This window comes from Mycolicibacterium houstonense (assembly GCF_900078665.2).
Taxonomy (GTDB): domain Bacteria; phylum Actinomycetota; class Actinomycetes; order Mycobacteriales; family Mycobacteriaceae; genus Mycobacterium; species Mycobacterium houstonense.
This window is the reverse complement of sequence record NZ_LT546207.1, coordinates 3,478,707-3,494,075: the sequence shown is the minus strand read 5'-3', so window position 1 is coordinate 3,494,075 and position 15,369 is coordinate 3,478,707. Positions and strand designations below refer to the sequence as shown.

Below are 15,369 nucleotides of genomic sequence, written 5' to 3'. Positions count from 1 at the left end.
AGTTGAGGAGTGGTCAGTGACGCGTGCCAACATCGATTTCCCCAGCCGGATCGGCGTGTGGTGGGCAAGTGAGACCTGGTCGATGCCGGACGCGCAGGAAGTCGCCAGAGAGATCGAGGCACTCGGCTTCGGGTCGTTGTTCCTCCCCGAGGTCACCGGGAAGGAATGCCTGACCCAGTCGGCGGCGTTCCTGGCCGCCACCGACCGTCTGGTGGTGGGTACCGGCATCGCCAACATCCACGTCCGGGTTCCGAGCGCGGCCGAGACCGGCGCTCGCACTCTCACCGCGATGTATCCGGGCCGGTTCGTGCTCGGTCTCGGTGTCAGCCACGGGCCGCTGGTCGAGCACGGCCTGGGTGGCGTCTACCAGAAACCGCTGGCCACCATGCGTGACTATCTGGATCGGATGGCGGCGGTGCCCGAGCAGATCGAACCCGGTGTCGGCCGTCCGCCCCGGTTGCTGGCGGCATTGGGCCCCAAGATGATCGAGTTGTCGGGCACCCATGCCGACGGCGCCCATCCCTATCTGGTGACCCCCGAGCAGACCCGGGTCACCCGGGACATCCTCGGTCCGGAGAAGTGGATCGTCTCGGAGCAGGCGGTGGCAGTCGGATCTACCGATGACGATCAACTCCGCCGCGCCCACGCGCACCTCGAGGTCTACAGCGGTCTGCCGAACTACCGGAATTCGTGGCTGCGGCAGGGTTTTGACGAGTCCGACCTGGTCCGTGGTGGCTCCGAACGGTTGGCCCGGGCCGTGGTGGGGATGGGATCGGTCGACAACGCCGCGAAGGCCGTCACGGCTCATCTCGACGCCGGTGCCGACCATGTCGTGCTGCAGGTGCTCGGGGACAGCCCGATGGCGGATCCGCGACCGGCGTTGCGAGAACTCGCCGATGCGCTGGGGCTGGGTAAGGCCTGAGCCAGGCCCTGCCGCTGCTCATCCGAGAAGCGGGATCACCTTCTGCGCAACCAGTTCGAGGTGGGCCAGGGCCCGCTCATGGCCGATGTGCGGGATTCGGTACCAGAACACGACCTCGTGATACGGCGCGTCGGCGCGAATCTCCTTGAGACGTCGCGCGATGTTCTCGGGAGTGTCAACCAGCATGCTCTCCCGCTGCCACGGCGTGTCGGATTCGGCGTGGACGCCGACCTTGGAGCGGTCTCCGGCCCAGCTGGCGTACTGGCCGAACTGGTACTCGATCGCGTCCTTGTAGAAGAGTTCCCAGTCCCGCTCGGGATCCTCGGACGCCCACAACGGAACACAGATGATGAAGCGGAAGTCGTCGAGCGATCGACCGTGACGTGCCAGCGCCGGTGCGAGCCGCTCCTCCCACATGTCGGCGAATCCCGTGTCGGGCGAAAAGAAGTCGACCGGCATCACGCCGTCGGCAAGCCGAACGGCACGATCGAGCACCTTCGGCGCGCCGCCACCCAGATACACCGGGATGCGGTCCTGAACCGGACGCGGTAACACCGGCACGTCGGTGCCGTCCGGGCCATCGGGCAGGGAACCCTCGTGAAGTCCTTGCCGAATGAACGCCAAGCCCCGTTCCATCAATTCGGCGCGCTTGCGGAAATCGATGCCGAACAGGTCGAACTCGCGCTCGTATCCGCCCGCTGCGACGCCGAGTGCCAGCCGTCCACCCGACAGCAGATCCGCCACCATGGCCTGTTCGACGACCTGGCGCCACGGATGCAACGGCAGCAGTAGGGCATTGGTCATGAACCGGATCCGCTGCGTGGCAACGCCCAAGCCCGCGATCAGCGGGAGTTGAGCGGGCAGATAGCCGTCGTCGACGCCGTGTTGTTCGGTTGTGGCGAACGTGTGAAAGGGCAGCGTGTCGGCCAGTCGCGCCTCCTCCAGCAGCTCGGCGTAGCGCCGCTCGCCGCGGTGTTCGCCGGGTTCGGGCCGTGCGTCGGTCCAGATACTGACCTTGGGCGCTTCGTGGTCTTCTCGCATGCGGAGTACGGCGCTTTCAGGTTCACAAATATTCCGGTTTAGATTGAATGGCGTGAGAGATGTGCTGAGCACTCTGTTAGCGGTCTGGCGTGCCGGCGGCACCGCGGGTGTCGGGACAGTGGTGCGCACATTTCGGTCGGCCCCACGCCCCGCGGGTGCGGCGATGGTGGTCGCGCCCGACGGCACCGTCTCCGGGTCGGTCTCCGGTGGGTGCGTCGAGGGCGCGGTGTACGAACTGGCGACTGAGGTGATGGCCGGCGGCCGCCCGGTGCTGCAACGCTACGGCGTCAGTGATGATGACGCCTTCGAGGTCGGGCTCACGTGCGGCGGCATCCTCGACGTGTTCGTGGAACCGGTGTCCGCGAACACCTTTCACCAATTGGGTGCGATCGCCGACGACATCGAGGCGCATCGCCCGGTCGCGGTGGCCACGGTCGTGGCACATCCCGATGCGTCGTGGGTCGGCAGGCGGTTGGTGGTGCACCGCGACGACCCGGATGCGGCGGAGGTCGGCTCGCTTGGATCGCCGCGCGCGGATGCCGCCGTCATCGACGATGCCCGTGGGCTGTTGGCGGCGGGTCGCACTGAGGTCCTGACCTACGGACCGGACGGTCAGCGCCGTGGTGAGGGCATGGAGGTTTTCGTCGCGAGCCATGCGCCGCGACCGCGGATGCTGGTGTTCGGCGCGATCGATTTCGCGGCGGCCGTCGCGCAGCAGGGCACGTTCCTGGGCTACCGGGTCACGGTGTGCGATGCGCGCCCGGTATTCGCCACCGCGGCACGATTCCCGACGGCCGACGAGGTGGTGGTGGACTGGCCGCATCGCTACCTCGCGACGCTGGCCGAGGCCGGGGAGATCGATGCCCGCACGGTGATCTGTGTGCTCACCCATGACCCCAAGTTCGACGTGCCGCTGCTGGAGGTGGCGCTGCGCCTGCCCGAAGTCGAATACGTCGGAGCGATGGGATCACGGCGCACCCACGAGGACCGGGTGGCCCGGCTGCGCGAAGCTGGGATCACCGAGGTCGAGCTGGCCAAGCTGTCCAGTCCGATCGGGCTGGATCTCGGCGGTCGGACACCCGAGGAGACCGCGGTGTCCATCGCCGCCGAGATCATCGCGCGGCGGTGGGGAGGCGGCGGACGACCGCTGGCCCGGACCGACGGCCGCATCCATCACGAGCAGGGTGAACGCCGGTCGTTGCCGGCGCGATAGTCAGGTCTGCTGCTCGGCGCCTTTGTTGGCGGCACGGCGGCGCTTGAACCACTCGATGAACATGGGCGCCACCGAGGCCACGACGATCAGGATGAAGATCGGCTCGAGCAGCTTCTGGATGATCTCGAACTGACCCAGCCAGTAGCCCAGCAGCACCAGCCCGACGCCCCAGATCAGGGCGCCCAGGATGTTGAACGTCGAGAACACCGAGTAGCGCATCTTGGCGGCGCCGGCCACGATCGGCGCCAGGGTCCGCACGATCGGCACGAAACGTGCGATGACGATCGCGAACGGGCCGCGCTGCTCGAAGAACGCATGGGCCTCGTCGAGATACTTCTGCTTCAGCACCCGGGCGTCGGGTTTGAACATCTCGACCCCGATGAACCGGCCGATGAGGTAGCCGACCTGGCCGCCGAAGATCGCCGCGACCGGGATGAACACCAGCAGCTGCCAGAGTTCGAAGTTGGCGTCCACCGACGTGCCCTGGGCGGCGGTGCCCGCGGCGAGCATGCCCGCGACGAACAGCAACGAGTCGCCAGGAAGGACCGGGAACAGCACACCGGACTCGACGAAGACGACGACCAGGATGCCCACCAGGGCCCAGGTGCCGAAGGATCCGATGAGGTGCAGGGGATCCATGAAATCCGGCATGAGTGCCAGATTGGTCGTAGCCTCAGGGAGGGCGGTGTCGATCACGACTCCCAAGGGTACCTGGGGCCCACCAGCGGTCTTCACCTGCGATAACTCACGTCCAACCGGAAGGACAACCCATGCCGATCGCCACGCCTGAGGTGTACGCCGAGATGCTGGGCCGGGCCAAGGAGCATTCCTTCGCGTTCCCGGCCATCAACTGCACGTCGTCGGAAACGATCAACGCCGCCATCAAGGGCTTTGCCGACGCGGGCAGCGACGGCATCATCCAGTTCTCCACCGGTGGCGCCGAGTTCGCCTCGGGCCTCGGGGTCAAGGACATGGTCACCGGTGCCGTCGCGCTGGCCGAGTTCGCGCACGTGATCGCCGAGAAGTACCCGATCACGGTGGCCCTGCACACCGACCACTGTCCGAAGGACAAATTGGACACCTACGTGCGGCCGCTGCTGGCGATCTCGGCCGAGCGGGTCGCGGCCGGCCGCAACCCGCTGTTCCAGTCGCACATGTGGGACGGGTCGGCCGTGCCGATCGACGAGAACCTCACCATCGCGCAGGAGCTGTTGAAGGTCGCGGCGGCCGCCAAGATCGTCCTGGAGGTGGAGATCGGCGTTGTCGGTGGCGAGGAGGACGGGGTCGAGGCCGAGATCAACGACAAGCTCTACACGTCGTCAGAGGATTTCGAGAAGACCATCGACGCGCTGGGCGCTGGTGAGCACGGGGCGTACCTGCTGGCGGCGACGTTCGGGAACGTGCACGGCGTCTACAAGCCCGGCAACGTGGTGCTCAAGCCCGAGGTGCTGGCCGAGGGGCAGCGGGTGGCTGCGGCCAAGCTGGGATTGCCCGGTGACGCAAAGCCTTTCGATTTCGTCTTCCACGGCGGTTCGGGTTCGTTGAAGTCCGAGATCGAGGATTCGCTCAAGTACGGCGTGGTGAAGATGAACGTCGACACCGACACCCAGTACGCCTTCACCCGGCCGCTGGCCGCGCACATGTTCACCAACTACGACGGGGTGCTCAAGGTCGACGGCGAGGTCGGCAACAAGAAGGTCTACGACCCGCGCAGCTATCTGAAGAAGGCCGAGGCGTCGATGACCGAGCGTGTCATCGAGGCCTGCAACGATCTGCACAGCGCGGGCCGCAGCGTCACCGGCGGCTAAGCGCTCAGTCGGCCGTACCCGAGGATGCCGGCGAGTTCGGCGTCGTCGAGGGTGTGCACCCGGATCCCGCCCTGCTCGTTCCCGCCGACCGTGGTGATGGCGTTGCCCTCCACGGCCAGAACGAAATTCGTGTGTAGCCCGAGTGGGCTGCCCTCGACGTACATCACCACATCACCGGTGGAGGGCCGGTAGTCATCCGGGCCGGCGAACCGCCCGGTGCCCTGGTAGTACTCCTGCAGCGTGTACACGCCGGGGATGCGCCAATGGCCCGAGTTCGGGTTGGCCAACGGTTGGCCCGCCTCGTTGAGCACCCAGCTGACGAAGTCGGCACACCAGGGTTCTTCGACCCCCTCGGAGAAATGGCTGCCGCCGGGCTGGGCCTCGTATTGCGCCTGCAGGACGTCGACGATGCGGGTCTGCGGTGGGCTGAGTGCGCTGCGGTCGATGGCGGGGAACGGTGCCGGTTTGCCCGGCAGCACGTCGAACGAAGAGTCCGGACGGCCCAGCAGCAGTGCCGACAGGCCGACTGCACCGACCACGAGCAGCGCGGACAGCGCCAGCCAGAGCTTCGGTCCGCGCCGGGTCACCCGATCAGGCTAACTGGTGGGGGCCTGGCAGATCTTCCACTGATTGTCGCGGAACTCCAGATCGAAGCTGCGGGTGGAACGGGTTTGCGGGGCGAACGCCATGAAGCTGGTGACGTTGGCCTCGGCGTGATCGCCGTTCACGATCACCTGGTCGATGCTGGCGACCACCGGGTACTGCTTGGCGGCCTCGACCCGGGCGTGGGTCTCGTCCCAGGCCTTCTGGTCGTACTTGACGTAGTTGTCGCGAGTGGTGCCGCAGGTGATCGATCGCAACGTCGAGAGGTCGCCGCGCTGAATCGCCGAGTCGAAGTTCTGGATCGTCGCGCGCACCTCATCCTCCTGCGAGGACGTCGACGACGAGTTGCGGGTGAGCAGCACGGTGCCGAGCACCGCGATCGCCACCAGCGCGGCGATCACCAGCACGACGGCGATCACCCAGCCCCAGCTGCGGCGCGTGGTGGGCGGCGGCGTCGGTGCGGCCTCTTCGCGGGGCGGGATGACCTGCGGTGCAGCGCCTTTCGGTGCCTCGGCGGCGACGGTGTCACCCTCGGCCGGCGGTGCGAACACCTCGGTCTCCGGGTCGGGAGGGGTGTCGATCTTCTGAGTGGAACTGTCGAACCCGGACGGCGCGGTGAAACGTCGCTCCTCGCTGCGGATCACCGCCTCGGTGACTTCGTCGGCCGAGCCGATGATCTCGGTGGCCGGATCGGTGACCTCCGACGCCAGGGGCAACTGAACCTGTTCGGTCGGGGTATCGCTGTGGTCGGTGGACGGGCGGGCCTGCTCGGCCGGCTGGCCCGGTGCGTTGTGCTCGTCCGGTCCCGTTGGGTTCGACATCCCTGCTGCGGTCCTCCCGTATGTCGGTACCGGTGGAGCTTATCCGTCGGTGCGGCGATCTGTGGCGAACTGATCCGCGGTGGCGGCGGTGACCCGGCGTCGGTGCACAATGGGCCCATGACACGGATGGGTGATCTGCTGGGACCGGATCCGGTCCTCCTTCCCGGGGACCCGGAGGCCGAAGACGAACTGGCTGCGGGGGAGAAGGCTGCCGTGGTGGCAGCCGCGCATCCGTCGGCGTCGATCGCATGGGCGGTGCTGGCGGAGCAGGCGCTCGCCGACGACAAGGCCGTCACCGCGTATGCCTACGCCCGAACGGGTTATCACCGCGGGCTGGACCAGCTGCGCCGCAACGGCTGGAAGGGCTTCGGCCCGGTGCCCTTCGCCCACGAGCCCAATCAGGGTTTCCTGCGGTGCGTGGCAGCGCTGGCGCGGGCCGCCGACGACATCGGCGAGACCGACGAGTTCCAGCGCTGCCTGGATCTGCTCGACGACTGCGATCCGTCGGCGCGGGCCGAGCTCGGCCTGGCCTGAGCCCTCAGTCCTTCGCCTCGCACGAGCAGTCTTCTGCCGCGTCGGGCGGCTCCACCTGAACCGTGGCGTGCGCCAGGCCGCGCGCGTTCAGCACCGCCCGTGCGTCATCGAGCACTCGCGCGGTGTCGCCGCTACTCGTGAGGTGCGCGGTGACCATGTCCTTGCCGGGCACCAGGGTCCACACGTGCAGGTCGTGCACGCCGGTCACTCCGTTTACCTCGCCGAGCGCGGAGCGCAGTTCCTCGACGTCGATGTGTGACGGGGAGGACTCACTCAGGATCCGCAGCGCAGCCCGGGCCAACGCGATCGCGCGGGGCAGCACCCACAGGGCGACGAGCACAGCGACCACCACGTCCGCGTACGGCCAGCGGGTGGTGACGGTCACGATGCCGGCGACCAGGACACCGATGCTGCCGACGGTGTCGGCCATGACCTCCATGTAGGCGCCCTTGACGGCCAGGCTGTCCTTGGAGTGCGAACGCAGCAGCAGCACCACGACGGCGTTGGCGGCCAGGCCGGCCAGCGCCACCACGATCATCGGCACGCCGGGCACGTCGGGCGCATTGCCGAGGCGTTCGATGGCCTCGTAGAGGATGAAGCCCGCCATGCCCAGCAGCAGCGCGGCGTTGGCCACCGCGGTGAAGACCTCGGCCCGGTGCCAGCCGTAGGTGCGGGCGGGTGAGGAGCTGCCGCGCTTGGCCAGCAGCACCGCCGTCAACCCCATGAACATCGCGACGAGATCGGTGAGCATGTGGCCGGCGTCGGCCAGCAGGGCGATCGAGTTGATCAGCAGCGCGGTGACTAACTCGAGCACGAAGAACGCGCTGAGGATCGCCGCGGCGATGACCATTCTGCTGACGCGGGTATCGCTGCTGTGGTGACTGTGATCGTGACCGGCTCCCATGTCCGCAATATATGCGGAAGTATGCATATGTTGCAAGTGTCTGGTCCGGCCATGCCCGGGCCGCCACCCCGCCCGCGGTGCCACCCAGCCCGTGCAGCCACGCAGTCCGGGCCTCACTTCGTCACGCCAGAGTGGCGCCCGGTCGCGAGAGTCACGCTGGCGTGACGACGACGGGCGTGACGCGCTCGACCACAAGGGCCGGGGCCGACGAGGGTGTCAGAGCCAGGCAGACCAGAACCGGGTGAGCTGGCTGCCGATCGCCACGAGCTGGCTCGGCACGCCGGACAGGTCGACGAACCAGAAGACCACGGAGAAGAACCACCGGTTGAGTACGGGCGTGAACAGCAGGATCAGCAGGATGAACAGGCCCCACTGCTTGGCCGGCTCAAGTGCTCGCTGGGTGTCGGGGCTCAGGTGCGGCTCCAGCGCGCCGTAGCCGTCGAGTCCGGGCACCGGCAGCAGATTCAGCACCACCGCGGTGACCTGCAGGAAGCCCAGGAAGGCCAGGCCGGACCAGAACACCGCGTGCTCCGGCTCGGCGAACAGTCGCGTGATGCCGAGCAACAGCACCGCCAGCACCAGGTTGGCGGCCGGGCCGGCCAAGCTGACCATGGTTTTCTGCCTGGCGGTCATCCATGATGTCCGGACGTAGACCGCCCCGCCCGGCAACCCGATTCCGCCGAGAGCGATGACCAGCACCGGCAATCCGAGCGACAGCAGGGGATGGGAGTACTTGAACGGGTTGAGGGTCAGATACCCGCGCACCGCGACGTCATGGTCACCGAACCGCCACGCGGTGAAGGCATGGCCGAACTCGTGCAGGCACAGCGACACCAACCAGCCGGCGATCACCAGGATGAACACGCCGACGTAGGACAGCGGTGTGCGCTCCATCCCGGCCAGCCAGGCCAGCACCCCGCCGGCCACGGTGAGCGCGATGACGGCCAGGAAAACCGGGCTGGGCCGTACCGACTGATGCAGCGGGCGGATGTTCACGATTCGACGCTACCGGCTGCGGCCGCGGTTTCAGCCGACGCGCAGCCAACCCTCGGTGTGCCGGTAGAACGTCGAGCGCCGGACGGTTCGCGGTGCGGGCACGCCGTCGCGGATCACCTGCGCGCCGGGGGTGCCCAGCTGCGCGGCACGCCCGACCACCCAGCGGNTGAGCACGCTCGCACGCAGGCCCGGCATGTCAGGGGTGGGTTCGACGCGAACGCCGGGCGCCTCGCCGTCGAACAGCACATGATCGTCGACGATGGCCTCACCCACCAGCGGCGCACCCTCGTCGCCGCGCCAGTAGGCCGCCTTGACCAGCACTGTTCCGGTCTCATCGCGGATCAGCGGGACACGCCGGGCCGCGGCACGAAGCGCTCGACGCGCCGACCAGCCGCCCGTGGCGACACCCACCTCGACATCGAGTCGATCGGCGCGCAGCAACGCGGTGAGTACGGCCGCCAGCTCGGCGTCGCCGCCGGTCACGATCACTCGGCGGTGTGCGCCGAGGTTGTCGACGTCGGCCTTCGGCAGGTTGCGGAGCGGACCCGGAACGGGTGCAGTACCGACCACCGCAACCCCGTCTGAGGTGGTCAAAACTGCTCCTCGGGGTCGGAGAAATGGGTTCCTGGCGTGAGCTGGGATAAGGTGACCTACCGGCTGCATCACATTAGTGCGGAAGATTAGGCGGGAGATTACGCCATGCCGGCAATCGTCCTCATCGGCGCCCAGTGGGGCGACGAGGGCAAAGGTAAAGCCACCGATCTGCTCGGTGGCCGCGTGCAGTGGGTCGTTCGGTACCAGGGGGGTAACAACGCCGGGCACACCGTCGTGCTCCCCACCGGGGAGAACTTCGCACTGCACCTCATCCCCTCGGGCATCCTGACACCGGGGGTCACCAACGTCATCGGCAACGGTGTGGTGGTCGATCCCGGGGTGCTGCTCACGGAGCTGTCCGGGCTTGAGGACCGTGGGGTGGACACGTCGCGGTTGCTGATCTCCGCCGATGCGCACCTGCTGATGCCGTACCACGTCGCGATCGACAAGGTGGTCGAGCGGTACGCGGGCAGTAAGAAGATCGGCACCACCGGTCGCGGTATCGGTCCCTGTTACCAGGACAAGATCGCGCGCATCGGCATCCGGGTGGCCGACGTGCTCGACGAGCAGCTGCTGGCCGAAAAGATCGAGGCGGCGCTGGAATTCAAGAACCAGGTGCTGGTCAAGATCTACAACCGCAAGGCGCTCGAACCGGCCGAGGTGCTGGAGAACCTGCTCAGCCAGGCCGAGGGGTTCAAGCACCGCATCGCCGATGCCCGGCTGCTGCTCAACGAGGCCCTGGAAGGCGGCGAGACCGTGCTGCTGGAGGGGTCGCAGGGCACTCTGCTCGACGTCGACCACGGCACGTACCCGTTCGTCACCTCCTCGAATCCGACGGCGGGCGGCGCCGCGGTCGGTTCCGGGATCGGGCCGACGCGGATCACCACGGTGCTCGGAATCCTCAAGGCCTACACCACTCGTGTCGGCTCCGGTCCGTTCCCGACCGAGCTGTTCGACGAGCACGGCGCCTACCTGGCCAAGACCGGCGGCGAGGTGGGCGTGACCACCGGCCGGGCCCGCCGTTGCGGCTGGTTCGACGCGGTGATCGCGCGCTACGCGACCCGGGTCAACGGCATCACCGACTACTTCCTGACCAAGCTCGACGTGCTGTCCAGCCTGGAGACCGTGCCGGTGTGCGTCGGCTACAAGGTCGACGGCAAGCGCACCAACGAGATGCCGATGACGCAGTCCGACATCCACCGCGCCGAGCCGATCTATGAGGAATTGCCCGGCTGGTGGGAGGACATCTCCGGCGCACGTGAGTTCTCCGATCTGCCCGCGAAGGCGCAGGACTACGTCTTGCGACTGGAAGAGCTTGCCGGAGCGCATGTTTCCTGCATCGGTGTCGGCCCGGGCCGTGAGCAGACGATCGTGCGGCGTGACATCTTGGCCGCCAAGTGAGTGACGAACCATCGGTATTCGAGCAGCACGGCGGATTCCCGGTTTTCGAGACGGCCGATCCGGGGCCGGGTTTCGCTCGTTTTCTAACCGCGATGCGCCGGGCGCAGGACCTGGCCGTGTCGGCCAATCCGGACGGCGACACCTGGGACGACGCCGCCGACCGCGTCGAGGAACTGGTCAAGCTGCTCGGCCCCTACGAGGCCGCGGAAGGCGTCGGACCGGCCAACCGGGTGCCGTCGCTGCCCGGTGTCGGCAGTCTGCTGATGCCGCCGTTCACGGTGTCGAAGTTCGAGCCCGAGGGCGTCGAACTGAAGGTCGAGTTCAGCCGCTTCCACGTCGGTGGCAACTATGCGGTGCACGGCGGCGTGCTGCCGCTGCTGTTCGACTCGGTCTTCGGCATGGTGATCCACGCCGCCGGGCGTCCGATCAGCCGAACGGCCTTCCTGCACGTGGACTACCGCAAGGTGACGCCGATCGACACCGAGCTGACCGCCCGGGGCTGGGTGCGAGAGGACGAGGGGCGCAAGGCATTTGTGAACGCCGAACTGCGTGATCCCGACGAGAACCTGCTCGCCGAGGCCAACGGCCTGATGATCAGACTGCTGCCCGGCCAGCCCTGAGACATCAGATCGCGCATCATCGTAGGGCTCGAATGTCGTCGCGGCGCAGCGGTTGGGGTGTCACTATGGCGCTGTGGTCCAACAACATCTGCACCGATTGTCGACCCCGCGAGCGGCGGCACTGGCGGGGGTCCTGTTCGCCGTGCTGTTCGGCGTGGCACTCGTGCTGATCCGCACCGCGCTGCCCGAGGGCGCCGAGCCCGGTTCGCAATGGATCGACGGTGCGACCACTCGACTGCGGGTGGCCTCGGTGCTGATGCCGTTCGCCGGCATTGCGTTCCTGTGGTTCATCGGGGTGGTGCGTGACGGTTTCGGCCGTTTCGAGGACCGGTTCTTCTCGTCGGTGTTCCTCGGCAGCGGCATCTTGTTCCTGGCGATGATGTTCGTGTCGTCCGCTGTCGGGGCGGGATTGATCGCCAGCCGGGCGGGCATCACCGACGCGACCGCGTACAGTCACGTCGCCACGTTCGGCCAGATGGTGCTGATGGCGTTGAGCAAGACCTACGGCGTCCGGATGGCCGCGGTGTTCATGATGTCGTTGGCCACGATCTGGTTGAAGACCGGACTGATGCCACGTCCGCTGGTGTACGCGACTTACCTTGTCGCAGTGGCACTTCTGATCGCCGGAAACGTCAGCATGTGGATCGTGCTGGCCTTCCCGCTCTGGGTGCTCGCGGTCAGTCTGTTGATCCTGATTCGGGCCGGCGTGATCGATTTTCACGCCGAGGGGGAGGGCCCCGCGTAGCTCACGTTCGCCGGGTATCAGCCCAGCCAAGCACCGATCCGGCGCAGGGCCTCTTCGATGTCGCTGGTCGGGCCGGCGAAGGACAGCCGAACATAGGAGCTGCCGCGCACGGTGTCGAAGTCGATACCGGGTGCGATGGCGACGCCGGTGTCGGCCAACAGCTTTGAGCACCAAACCAGGGAGTCGTCGGTGTGGTCGCTGACGTCGGCGTACACGTAGAAGGCGCCGTCGGTCGGAGCCAACCGATCGATCCCGATGCCGCGCAGCCCGTCGAGCAGAAGCGTGCGGTTGTCGGCGTAGTGCGACAACAGACCTTCGGCCTCGGCCAGCGATTCGGAGGTGAAGGCGGCCACCGCGGCATGCTGGGCCAACGCGGGTGGGCAGATGGTGAAGTTCCCGGTGAGCCGATCCACCGCACGCTGCAGTTCGGTGGGCACCAGCAGCCAGCCCAGCCGCCAGCCGGTCATCGCGAAATACTTCGAGAAGCTGTTGACCACCACGGCATTTCGTGAGGTCTCCCAGGCACAGCTGGTCTCGGGAGCGCCGGGGTAGACCAGGCCGTGATAGACCTCGTCGCTGATCAGCCGCACCCCAGAGGTATCACACCAGCGAGTGATCGCGGCCAATTCCTCGGGCGGGATGACGGTGCCGGTCGGATTGGCCGGGCTCGCGACGATGACGCCGGCTACCCGGGGATCGAGCGCGTCGAGCATCGCGACGGTCGGCTGGAAGCGGGTCTCAGGCCCGCACGGGATCTCGACCACCTCGCAACCCAGCGCGGTGAGGATGTTGCGGTAACAGGGGTAGCCGGGGCTGGCGATCGCGACCCGATCGCCGGCGTCGAAACAGGCGAGGAACGTCAGCAGGAACCCGCCCGAGGAGCCGGTGGTGAGCACCACCTCGTCGACGCCGACCTCGACGCCGTATTTGCGGTACGACGCGGCGATCTCAGCGCGGAGCTCGGGGATGCCGAGGGCGACGGTGTAGCCCAGAGCGCCCTGGTTCAGCGCGGCGACGGCGGCCTCACGCACCGCCGTCGGCGCTCCGGCGCTCGGTTGCCCCGCAGACAGGTTGACCAGGTCGCCGTGCGTGCGCTGGCGTTCCGCCGCGGCCAGCCACACGTCCATGACATGGAACGGCGGGATCCCTGCTCTGAGCGACACGTCCATCCGAGCCAGGCTAGAACACCCCGGCGGCCGAGCCGCCTAGAACACCTGAGCTTCGAGGCGGCGCAGATGCTCGCGCGGGGGCCCGAGCAGCTGGGCGCTGCCGTGGGCCCGCTTGAAGTACAGCTGGATGTCGCTCTCCCAGGTGATGGCGATACCGCCGTGCAGCTGGATGGCCTCGGCAGTCACCGCCGACAGCGCCTCACTGGCGAAGTAGCGGGCCAGGGACGCATTGGTGGGCGACGGGGCGGCGATGGCGTCGTTGACGACGGCGCGGGCCGAGGACACCTTCACGTACAGGTCGGCCATCCGGTGCTTGAGCGCCTGGAAGCTGCCGATGGCACGGCCGAACTGGACCCGGTCCTTGGTGTAGGCGACGGTCAGATCGAGGCAGCGGGATGCGGCACCGATCTGCTCGGCCGCCATCAGCAGTGCCGCGGTGTCGGCCAGGCCGGGATCGGCGCCGAGGACGACGGTGTCCCCGGGGATCACCGCGGACAGCCGGCGAGTGAGATCCATGGTGGTTCTTGGCGTGGCGGTGAACGTCGCCCAACGGGTCAGGTGCTCTCCGTCGGCGGCGATGACGACATCGGCTACGTCCCCGTTGATCACGTACTCGGGATTGAAAACCACGGTGCCGATGGCTGCGCCCTCGGCGAGTCCCTCCAGCGGTTCATGATCGTCGACGGCCAGCAGCGCGAGCTCGGCCAGCGTGGTGCCGAGCAGCGGGGTCGGCACCAGCGCCTTACCGAGTTCTTCGAGAACCACTGCGGCGTCGGCGAGTTCGCCTCCGGCGCCGCCGAGTTCCTCGGGAACCACCAGCGCCGCCGCCCCGACCTGCTCGCACAGCAGGCCCCAGAGCTTCTCGTCGTAGCCGCGTTCCGATTCCATCGCCGCGCGGACAGCCTCGGGCGAGGCGTGCTTCTCCACGAGCGCGGCGACGGTTTCGCGCAGTAGTTGCCGTTCTTCACTCATCAGAGGGCCTCCAGCAGTCGACGACGGTGTGCGGTGGGATCGCCCCAGGCGCTGCGCAGGGCTTGTACCCGCAGCAGCGACAGGGACAGGTCGTGTTCCTGAGTGAACCCGATGGCGCCGTGGGTCTGCAGCGCGGAGCGGGCGGAAAGCAGCGCGGCGTCGGCGGCGGCCACCTTGGCGGCACTGACGTCACGTGCGGTGTCGGGCAAGCCCTCGGCCAGCGACAGTGCCGCGCCGTAGACCAGCGGGCGGGCCAGCTCGACGGCGATCAGCACGTCGGCCAGCTTGTGCTTGATGGCCTGGTACGAGCCGATGATCCGGCCGAACTGCGCACGCTGCTTGGCGTACTCGACGGACTGGTCCAGCATCGCCTGGCCGGCGCCCACCAACTGGGCGGCGGTGGCCAGGACACCGAACTCGTAGGCCCGTGCGGTGTCGGCAGTCTGGGTGTCACCGGATGCGCTGACGTCGAACAGCTTCCGGGCCGGGTCGACGGAATCGTGGGCAGCTCCGGCGGTGGCATCACCGACCTGTCCGTCGGCGGCCAGCAACGTCAGTCCGGCGAAGTCGGCGTTGACTGCTCGCGGCGCCTGGGGCGGCATGGCCACGGTGGCGATCAGCTCCCCGGCCGCCAGCCCGCCCGCGCGTTCGTCGTCCGCGAGCAGGATCGGTGCCACGGCGATGGATTCTGTCACCGGCCCGGGCACTGCCCAGTAGCCCAGCCGTTCCAGGGCCACGACCAGGTCGACCGGGCTGGCGTCGATGCCGTCGTACTTCTCGGGCACCAGCAGTGCGGTGACGCCGAGGTCGGTCAGCTGCGCCCATACCTTTCGGCCCGGCCCGGTGTCACCCTCGCTCCAGGCCCGCACGGCGGCCGGGACATTGGCGGCGCTCAGCGCCGCGTCGATGCTGGCGGCGAAGTCGCGCTGCTGTTCGTCAATCTCGAAGTTCATGCCTCGACTCCCACTCGCTCCGGTCCTCGCTCGTCACTCGCTGCGATCCTCACTCGCGGTCGTCCTCGGGTGT

At 67.9% G+C, this 15,369-nt stretch carries 17 protein-coding genes; 7 read left to right on the top strand and 10 right to left on the bottom strand.

Annotation, left to right across the window (positions count from 1 at the left end; all coding sequences use genetic code 11):
* The first annotated feature begins 16 nt into the window (after nucleotides 1-16).
* Nucleotides 17-922 carry an LLM class F420-dependent oxidoreductase gene (locus tag BN4332_RS17430; RefSeq protein ID WP_066900051.1) on the top strand — a complete coding sequence of 302 codons (906 nt, stop codon included), beginning with the start codon at nucleotides 17-19 and terminating at the stop codon, nucleotides 920-922.
* 18 nt (nucleotides 923-940) lie between these two features.
* Here BN4332_RS17430 and BN4332_RS17425 read toward each other — a convergent pair whose 3' ends face one another.
* Nucleotides 941-1,963 (bottom strand): LLM class flavin-dependent oxidoreductase, encoded by a 1,023-nt coding sequence (locus tag BN4332_RS17425; RefSeq protein ID WP_066900049.1) that lies wholly within the window; start codon nucleotides 1,961-1,963, stop codon nucleotides 941-943.
* A gap of 52 nt (nucleotides 1,964-2,015) precedes the next feature.
* Here BN4332_RS17425 and BN4332_RS17420 point away from each other — a divergent pair, with 52 nt between their 5' ends.
* Entirely contained in the window at nucleotides 2,016-3,176 is a 1,161-nt protein-coding gene (locus BN4332_RS17420) for an XdhC family protein (protein WP_066900047.1), read from the top strand.
* On the opposite strand, the gene BN4332_RS17415 is transcribed toward BN4332_RS17420, so the two are convergent.
* Complete coding sequence (locus BN4332_RS17415; RefSeq protein ID WP_066900159.1) at nucleotides 3,177-3,827, bottom strand: VTT domain-containing protein; 651 nt, start codon at nucleotides 3,825-3,827, stop codon at nucleotides 3,177-3,179.
* Between the two features lie 119 nt (nucleotides 3,828-3,946).
* Between BN4332_RS17415 and fbaA the strand changes: the two genes are divergently transcribed.
* Nucleotides 3,947-4,984: a class II fructose-bisphosphate aldolase gene (gene fbaA, locus BN4332_RS17410; protein WP_066900045.1), complete on the top strand. Its 1,038-nt coding sequence runs from the start codon at nucleotides 3,947-3,949 to the stop codon at nucleotides 4,982-4,984.
* Here fbaA and BN4332_RS17405 read toward each other — a convergent pair.
* Entirely contained in the window at nucleotides 4,981-5,571 is a 591-nt protein-coding gene (locus tag BN4332_RS17405) for a CHAP domain-containing protein (RefSeq protein WP_066900044.1), read from the bottom strand. The genes fbaA and BN4332_RS17405 overlap by 4 nt on opposite strands.
* A gap of 9 nt (nucleotides 5,572-5,580) precedes the next feature.
* On the bottom strand, nucleotides 5,581-6,408 hold the full coding sequence (locus BN4332_RS17400) for an Rv0361 family membrane protein (protein ID WP_066900042.1): 828 nt from the start codon (nucleotides 6,406-6,408) through the stop codon (nucleotides 5,581-5,583).
* 117 nt (nucleotides 6,409-6,525) lie between these two features.
* Between BN4332_RS17400 and BN4332_RS17395 the strand changes: the two genes are divergently transcribed.
* Nucleotides 6,526-6,942, top strand: coding sequence for a DUF3151 domain-containing protein (locus tag BN4332_RS17395; protein ID WP_066900040.1), 417 nt, complete (start codon nucleotides 6,526-6,528; stop codon nucleotides 6,940-6,942).
* Between the two features lie 4 nt (nucleotides 6,943-6,946).
* Here the strand turns inward: BN4332_RS17395 and BN4332_RS17390 are convergent, their stop codons facing one another.
* The 3 genes from BN4332_RS17390 to BN4332_RS17380 form a co-directional block, all read right to left on the bottom strand.
* Nucleotides 6,947-7,846, bottom strand: a complete 900-nt coding sequence (locus tag BN4332_RS17390; protein ID WP_066900037.1) for a cation diffusion facilitator family transporter — start codon at nucleotides 7,844-7,846, stop codon at nucleotides 6,947-6,949.
* A gap of 216 nt (nucleotides 7,847-8,062) precedes the next feature.
* Nucleotides 8,063-8,842 carry a site-2 protease family protein gene (locus BN4332_RS17385; RefSeq protein ID WP_066900035.1) on the bottom strand — a complete coding sequence of 260 codons (780 nt, stop codon included), beginning with the start codon at nucleotides 8,840-8,842 and terminating at the stop codon, nucleotides 8,063-8,065.
* A gap of 30 nt (nucleotides 8,843-8,872) precedes the next feature.
* Nucleotides 8,873-9,412, bottom strand: a complete 540-nt coding sequence (locus tag BN4332_RS17380; protein ID WP_435405196.1) for a hypothetical protein — start codon at nucleotides 9,410-9,412, stop codon at nucleotides 8,873-8,875.
* Nucleotides 9,413-9,541: 129 nt separating this feature from the next.
* Between BN4332_RS17380 and BN4332_RS17375 the strand changes: the two genes are divergently transcribed.
* From BN4332_RS17375 to BN4332_RS17365, 3 genes are all read left to right on the top strand, one after another.
* Nucleotides 9,542-10,837 carry an adenylosuccinate synthase gene (locus BN4332_RS17375; protein WP_066900031.1) on the top strand — a complete coding sequence of 432 codons (1,296 nt, stop codon included), beginning with the start codon at nucleotides 9,542-9,544 and terminating at the stop codon, nucleotides 10,835-10,837.
* Complete coding sequence (locus BN4332_RS17370) at nucleotides 10,834-11,457, top strand: PaaI family thioesterase (RefSeq protein WP_066900029.1); 624 nt, start codon at nucleotides 10,834-10,836, stop codon at nucleotides 11,455-11,457. Before BN4332_RS17375 ends, BN4332_RS17370 begins: the two co-directional genes overlap by 4 nt.
* 73 nt (nucleotides 11,458-11,530) lie before the next feature.
* Nucleotides 11,531-12,202 carry a hypothetical protein gene (locus tag BN4332_RS17365; RefSeq protein WP_066900027.1) on the top strand — a complete coding sequence of 224 codons (672 nt, stop codon included), beginning with the start codon at nucleotides 11,531-11,533 and terminating at the stop codon, nucleotides 12,200-12,202.
* A gap of 17 nt (nucleotides 12,203-12,219) precedes the next feature.
* Here BN4332_RS17365 and BN4332_RS17360 read toward each other — a convergent pair whose 3' ends face one another.
* The 3 genes from BN4332_RS17360 to BN4332_RS17350 are packed head-to-tail and all read right to left on the bottom strand — an operon-like array spanning nucleotide 12,220 to nucleotide 15,296.
* Complete coding sequence (locus tag BN4332_RS17360; RefSeq protein WP_066900024.1) at nucleotides 12,220-13,371, bottom strand: pyridoxal phosphate-dependent aminotransferase; 1,152 nt, start codon at nucleotides 13,369-13,371, stop codon at nucleotides 12,220-12,222.
* A 36-nt stretch (nucleotides 13,372-13,407) separates the two neighbouring features.
* Nucleotides 13,408-14,343 (bottom strand): acyl-CoA dehydrogenase IpdE2, encoded by a 936-nt coding sequence (gene ipdE2, locus BN4332_RS17355; protein WP_066900022.1) that lies wholly within the window; start codon nucleotides 14,341-14,343, stop codon nucleotides 13,408-13,410.
* On the bottom strand, nucleotides 14,343-15,296 hold the full coding sequence (locus tag BN4332_RS17350) for an acyl-CoA dehydrogenase family protein (protein WP_066900019.1): 954 nt from the start codon (nucleotides 15,294-15,296) through the stop codon (nucleotides 14,343-14,345). Before BN4332_RS17350 ends, ipdE2 begins: the two co-directional genes overlap by 1 nt.
* Nucleotides 15,297-15,369 lie beyond the last annotated feature (73 nt).

Coding starts and splice junctions, on each gene's coding strand:
- ipdE2 (WP_066900022.1), bottom strand. CDS start 14,343: ATGAGTGAAGAACGGCAACTACTGCGCGAAACCGTCGCCGCGCTCGTG.
- fbaA (WP_066900045.1), top strand. CDS start 3,947: ATGCCGATCGCCACGCCTGAGGTGTACGCCGAGATGCTGGGCCGGGCC.
- BN4332_RS17350 (WP_066900019.1), bottom strand. CDS start 15,296: ATGAACTTCGAGATTGACGAACAGCAGCGCGACTTCGCCGCCAGCATC.
- BN4332_RS17395 (WP_066900040.1), top strand. CDS start 6,526: ATGACACGGATGGGTGATCTGCTGGGACCGGATCCGGTCCTCCTTCCC.
- BN4332_RS17415 (WP_066900159.1), bottom strand. CDS start 3,827: ATGCCGGATTTCATGGATCCCCTGCACCTCATCGGATCCTTCGGCACC.
- BN4332_RS17390 (WP_066900037.1), bottom strand. CDS start 7,846: ATGGGAGCCGGTCACGATCACAGTCACCACAGCAGCGATACCCGCGTC.
- BN4332_RS17400 (WP_066900042.1), bottom strand. CDS start 6,408: ATGTCGAACCCAACGGGACCGGACGAGCACAACGCACCGGGCCAGCCG.
- BN4332_RS17360 (WP_066900024.1), bottom strand. CDS start 13,371: ATGGACGTGTCGCTCAGAGCAGGGATCCCGCCGTTCCATGTCATGGAC.
- BN4332_RS17425 (WP_066900049.1), bottom strand. CDS start 1,963: ATGCGAGAAGACCACGAAGCGCCCAAGGTCAGTATCTGGACCGACGCA.
- BN4332_RS17375 (WP_066900031.1), top strand. CDS start 9,542: ATGCCGGCAATCGTCCTCATCGGCGCCCAGTGGGGCGACGAGGGCAAA.